A 4908-nucleotide genomic window follows, 5' to 3' on the forward strand; every position below is an offset into this window, starting at 1 on the left:
AGTCGGAACGCCGCATCGCTCGTTCCGACTTGCCCGCGAAGGCCATCAAACGGACTTAAGGATTACTCAGGAATCCGCAACGACTGCCCCGGATAGATCTTGTCCGGATGCTTGAGCATCGGTTTGTTGGCCTCGAAGATTTTTTGATACTTGTTGGCATCGCCATACACGCGCAAGGAAATAGCGCTGAGGGTGTCGCCCTTCACGACGGTGACAAACTTTGCGGCCACTACCACCGGCCCGGTCACGGTCATCTGATCGTCCACACTGCCAACTCCAGCGATATTGCCCACCGCCAGCAGAATCTTTTCCTTCTCTTCCTGGCTGCCCACATCACCGGTGACAGTAACTTTGTCGCCGTCCACCGTAGCCTGCACATTCGGGTTACCCAGGCCGACCTTGCTGATGTGTTCCTTCAACTGCTCACCGGCATTGGCGTTGCCCGGTGTCAGTAGATCGATAAGTTTTTCGCCTGCTTCTTTTACAAAGCTAAAAATACTCATGGTGCACGCTCCTTGGGTTTAGGGTTCCAGACGCAAAAGACTAGACCAAGCTTGAAACCCCCGGTTCCAACCCGACCAATGACGCTGATCCGGCACAAGCGCTAGAATCCCGACCTTCACCGCGCCCTGGAGCGAAGATGGACATCAAGCAGCTGAAATTCCTCATCGCCCTCGACGAAACCCGCCACTTCGGCCAGGCTGCGGCGCGCTGCCATATTACCCAGCCGACCCTGTCCATGCGCCTGCGCAGCCTCGAAGAAGAGCTCGACCTGCCGTTGGTCAATCGTGGCCAGCGCTTCGAAGGCTTCACCGCGCCGGGCGAGCGCGTGTTGGCGTGGGCACGCACGGTGCTGGCGGCCTACGACGGCTTGCAGGCCGAGGCCGCCGCCTGTCGCGGCAATCTGGTCGGTACGCTGCGGTTGGGCGTGGTGCCGCTGTCGAGTTTCGATCCGCTGCCGTTGATGCAACGCCTGCATGCCGAACACCCGAACCTGCGCTTTGAACTCTCGGCCCTGAGCTCTGAACAAATCCTCGAACAACTGGCGAACAATCGCCTGGACCTCGGCGTGTCTTACCTGGAGCGACTGGACAACGAGCGTTTCGACTCCCTGGCCTTCAGCGAAACCCGCATGGGCCTGCTCTACGATCAGCGCTTCTTCAGCTTCGGCGAGGCGCCGTTGAGTTGGGAGTCCTTGATCGAGTTGCCCTTGGGCATGCTCACCAGCGGCATGCACTTTCGCCAGTCCATCGATCACAACTTCCACAGCCGCGGCCTGACACCCCAGCCGCTTCTGCAAACCGACGCGGTCCACCAATTGTTACAAGGGGTGCACGGCGGCCTCTGCTGCGCGGTGATGCCGTTGGATGGCGGCCTGGAAAACCTCACCGATCACTTGCGTCTGCAACCCATCGAAAACGCCAAGACCCTTGCCCGGCTTGGGCTGATCATGCGTCGCAGCGCCCCGCGTTCGGCGCTGGCCGAAGCCTGCTTTGCGATCTATCAGAAATCGCTGACAGCTTCTTGATCGATGTCATCTATCGGTAGATCGGTATAAGCGATTAGACGCGACATGTTGACGCGCCTAGGCTTAAAGCTGACTAAACCGTCGGTGATGCCCATGAAAGCCAAGCGCCCTGCCTGCGCGGCGCCCGCCTCTGAAGCGCCCGCACCCGCCGCCAGCCAGACTTACAGTTACAGCGACCTTCAACAAACCGAATCGGCCAGCACCGCGCTCGCCGAAGAAGTCGCGTTGGCGATCGCTTATAACGGCATCAGTCAGGCGGTGATGCTGGTAACGCCGACGGACCTTGAAGACTTCATCGTCGGTTTCAGCCTCGGCAGCGGCATCATCGAAGACGCCTCTGACATCTATGACTTGCAACTCAGCGGCTCGGGCTCGGCGCAATACGCGCAAGTGACCATCGCCAACCGCGCGTTCTGGAACCTCAAGCAGCAGCGTCGGCAAATGGCCGGCACCAGCGGTTGCGGGCTCTGCGGCGTGGAAGCGGTTGAACAGGCGTTGCCAGACCTCAAGGTATTGCCCGGCGCGCCCTTGCCCCCCGCCGAATGGCTCGATGGCTTGCGCCAGCGCATCGGTGCGTTCCAGCCTCTTGGTCAGTACTCCGGCGCAGTGCATGCGGCGGTGTTCATGAACGGTCAGGGCGAATTGCTGCTGGGCCGTGAAGACATCGGCCGGCATAACGCCCTCGACAAACTGATTGGCGGGCTCATCCGCCAGAAGATCCCGACTGAAGGCGGCCTGGCGATTGTCACCAGCCGTTGCAGCCTCGAATTGATTCAAAAAGTATTGCGCGCCGGCATCCAGACCCTGGTCAGCCTGTCGTCGCCCACGGGCCTTGCCGTGCAATGGGCCCGTCGCCACAACCTCAACCTCATCCATCTGCCCCAGAAGAATGCGCCGCGGGTCTACAGCCCGGCATTGGAGAATCAAGCGTGAGTCAACACCGTCAAGCCGACCAGAAACCCGTCCCTCGCTACAAGCCCTACAAAGGCCCGGCCGGTGGCTGGGGCGCACTGGCCAGCGTTGCCCGGGCCTGGTTGACCAGTGACAACGCGCTGAAAAACCTGCGCATGATGCTCAAAACCAACAAGAACGGCGGGTTCGACTGCCCCGGTTGCGCCTGGGGCGATTCCAACGAAGCCGGCATGGTGGCGTTCTGCGAGAACGGCGCCAAAGCGGTGAACTGGGAAGCGACCAAACGGCGTGTCGACGGCGCTTTCTTTGCTAAACACAGCGTCAGTTCGTTGCTGGAACAGAGCGACTATTGGCTGGAGTATCAGGGTCGCCTGACCGAGCCATTAAGCTATGACGCCGAAACTGATCGCTACAAGCCGATCAGCTGGGAAGCGGCGTTCGCCTTGATCGCCAAACATTTGCAGGGCCTGTCGAGCCCGAATCAGGCCGAGTTCTACACCTCGGGCCGCGCCAGCAACGAAGCGGCGTACCTCTATCAATTGTTCGTGCGCACCTACGGCACCAACAACTTCCCCGACTGCTCGAACATGTGCCACGAGGCCAGCGGCGTGGCGTTGGCGCAAAGTGTCGGTGTCGGCAAAGGCACCGTGACCTTCGACGACTTCGAACACGCCGACGCGATTTTTGTCTGGGGCCAGAACCCGGGCACCAACCATCCGCGGATGCTCGAACCTTTGCGCGAAGCCGTGAAACGCGGCGCGCAGGTGGTCTGTATCAACCCGTTGAAAGAGCGGGGCCTGGAACGCTTCCAGCACCCGCAGCACCCGATCGAAATGCTCACCAACGGCGACAAGCCGACCAACACCGCCTACTTCCGCCCGGCGCTGGGCGGCGATATGGCGGTGCTGCGTGGCATGGCGAAATTCCTGCTGCAATGGGAGCGCGACGCGCAGAAGGCGGGTGAGCCGGCCGTGTTCGACCACGATTTCCTCAATGAGCACAGCGTCAACATCCTGGAGTACCTGGGCACCGTCGACGACACTTCCTGGGAGCAGATCGTCGAACAGTCCGGCCTGCCCCTGGTGGAAATCGAGCAAGCGGCGCGCATGTACGCCAAAGGCAAGAACGTCATCATGTGCTGGGCCATGGGCATCACCCAGCACCGCCACTCAGTGGCAACCATCCAGGAAATCGCCAACCTGATGCTGCTGCGCGGCAACATCGGCCGGCCGGGCGCCGGCCTGTGCCCGGTGCGTGGCCACAGTAACGTGCAGGGTGACCGGACGATGGGCATCAACGAACGTCCGCCAGTGGCGTTCCTCGATTCCCTGGAGCGGCGCTTCCAGTTCAAGGTGCCGCGTGAAAACGGTCATAACGTGGTCGAGGCGATTCATGCCATGGCCGAAGGCCGCGCCAAAGTCTTTATCGGTCTGGGTGGCAACTTCGCCCAGGCAACCCCGGACAGCCCGCGCACCTTCCAGGCCCTGAGCAATTGCGACCTGACCGTGCAGATCAGCACCAAGCTCAACCGCAGCCATTTGGCCCACGGTAAAGATGCGCTGATTCTGCCGTGCCTGGGCCGTACCGACATCGATATCCAGGCCGAAGGCGCGCAAGCGGTGACCGTCGAAGATTCGTTCAGCATGGTCCACGCCTCCAACGGCCAGTTGCAGGCCCTGTCGAACCAGATGCGCTCGGAGCCTTGGATCATCGCCGGCATCGCTGCCGCGACCCTGGGCAGCAGACCGGTGGACTGGAACTGGCTCGTGGCCGATTACAGCCGCATTCGCGATCTGATCGCCGATACCATTCCGGGCTTTCGCGACTTCAACGAGAAGATCAAGAATCCGGGCGGTTTCTACCTCGGCAACAGCGCCGGTGCACGCAGGTGGAACACCCCGTCCGGGCGCGCCAATTTCCGCCCGAACGCCCTGCCCAAGGACCTGGTGCACGAACGCACCCGCGCCACGGGCGTGTTGCCGGACCTGATCATGCAATCGATGCGTTCTCACGATCAGTACAACACCACGATTTATGGGCTGGATGACCGTTACCGTGGCGTGAAGGGTCAGCGGGATGTGTTGTTCGTCAATGAAGCGGACATCATTCGCCTGGGGTTCAAGCCAGGGCAGAAGGCTGACATCGTTTCGATCTGGGATGATGGACGTGAGCGTCGAGTAAAGGGCTTTACGCTGCTGGCGTTTGATATTCCTGCAGGGCAGGCGGCTGCTTACTATCCAGAAGTGAATCCGCTGGTGCCGCTGGAAAGCACCGGGGATGGCAGCCATACGCCGACGTCGAAGTTTGTGGCGATCCGTCTGGAAATGGCGAGTGAGACCGGGTTGATTTTGGCCAAGTCGGCTTAACGGGACGGCAGGTCTGGCCTCTTCGCGGGCAAGCCTCGCTCCTACAGGATCGGTGTCTTACGCATTTTTTTGTACATGACACGAATCCTGTAGGAGCGAGGC

The 4908-nt window shown here is 60.9% G+C and carries 4 protein-coding genes; 3 read left to right on the plus strand and 1 reads right to left on the minus strand.

What is annotated here, in order from left to right; all coding sequences use genetic code 11:
- Nucleotides 1–62: 62 nt before the first annotated feature.
- A complete protein-coding gene (gene lysM, locus QMX98_RS32330) occupies nt 63–503 on the minus strand; it encodes a peptidoglycan-binding protein LysM (protein WP_282411960.1) in 441 nt (146 codons plus the stop codon).
- Between the two features lie 137 nt (nt 504–640).
- Here lysM and QMX98_RS32335 point away from each other — a divergent pair, with 137 nt between their 5' ends.
- The 3 genes from QMX98_RS32335 to QMX98_RS32345 all read left to right on the plus strand — a co-directional run bounded on the left by QMX98_RS32335 (nt 641) and on the right by QMX98_RS32345 (nt 4806).
- Nucleotides 641–1528: a LysR family transcriptional regulator gene (locus QMX98_RS32335; RefSeq protein ID WP_077747512.1), complete on the plus strand. Its 888-nt coding sequence runs from the start codon at nt 641–643 to the stop codon at nt 1526–1528.
- 93 nt (nt 1529–1621) lie between these two features.
- Nucleotides 1622–2461, plus strand: coding sequence for a formate dehydrogenase accessory sulfurtransferase FdhD (gene fdhD / locus QMX98_RS32340; RefSeq protein ID WP_154502599.1), 840 nt, complete (start codon nt 1622–1624; stop codon nt 2459–2461).
- On the plus strand, nt 2458–4806 hold the full coding sequence (locus tag QMX98_RS32345; RefSeq protein WP_282411961.1) for an FdhF/YdeP family oxidoreductase: 2349 nt from the start codon (nt 2458–2460) through the stop codon (nt 4804–4806). Before fdhD ends, QMX98_RS32345 begins: the two co-directional genes overlap by 4 nt.
- The last annotated feature ends 102 nt before the right edge of the window (nt 4807–4908 follow it).

This window comes from Pseudomonas sp. PS02303 (assembly GCF_029959925.1).
GTDB lineage: Bacteria > Pseudomonadota > Gammaproteobacteria > Pseudomonadales > Pseudomonadaceae > Aquipseudomonas > Aquipseudomonas mandelii.